We start from the raw sequence: 675 nt of genomic DNA on the forward strand, positions 1-675 counted from the left end.
TCATCTGCTTATTATGCAAAAAAACGGTTTCAGCTATTTTATTATTATTGGAGGAGGAGATCCACAGTGTTGCTATTTGTAATGAATACAAGATGAGTAGCAGAGATTTCACCCGCAAAAGGAAATTAAGCTTTTCAAAAACGCTTTTATTTATGCTCAATTTCATTACCAAAAGCCTCTCCTGTGAGATTGTAAATTTTATTCACTATATAAGATCTTTGGGTCAGGCACAGAATACTTTTACAAAAAGCGCATACGTACAGAACAGGAAGAAGATAAAGCCCGAGGTTTTTATTCATCTGAATCAGCGGCTGGTGGAAGAATTTTATACAGATAATTCTGCAGTACAAACAAAATATAATGGTCTTCGTCTGTTGGCTATTGATGGTTCGAGAATCAATCTACCCCAAACCCGAGAGCTGGAGGAAATTTATGGCGTATCCAAAAACCAGACTTCTCATACCTGTGTACAGGCCAAAGCTTGCGTACTGTATGATACGATCAATAAAATCTGTTTAAAAGGGGTACTTTCCTCTATAGATACCGATGAACGTTTACAGGCTCTTGAGCTGTTGGATCATTGTTGCCATAATGATCTGCTGTTGTATGACCGTGGTTTTGCTTCATTCGATTTCTTTCATCAGCATCACAAAAGAAATCTTAACTACCTTATGC

At 37.3% G+C, this 675-nt stretch carries 1 protein-coding gene; it reads left to right on the forward strand.

The genetic code is table 11. From position 1 onward, the window contains the following. Positions 1–152: 152 nt before the first annotated feature. On the forward strand, positions 153–675 hold a 523-nt coding region (locus tag AC3WV0_RS18090; protein ID WP_488847486.1), incomplete at its 3' end, for a transposase.

It is taken from the genome of Chryseobacterium sp. 27AL (genome assembly GCF_057815395.1).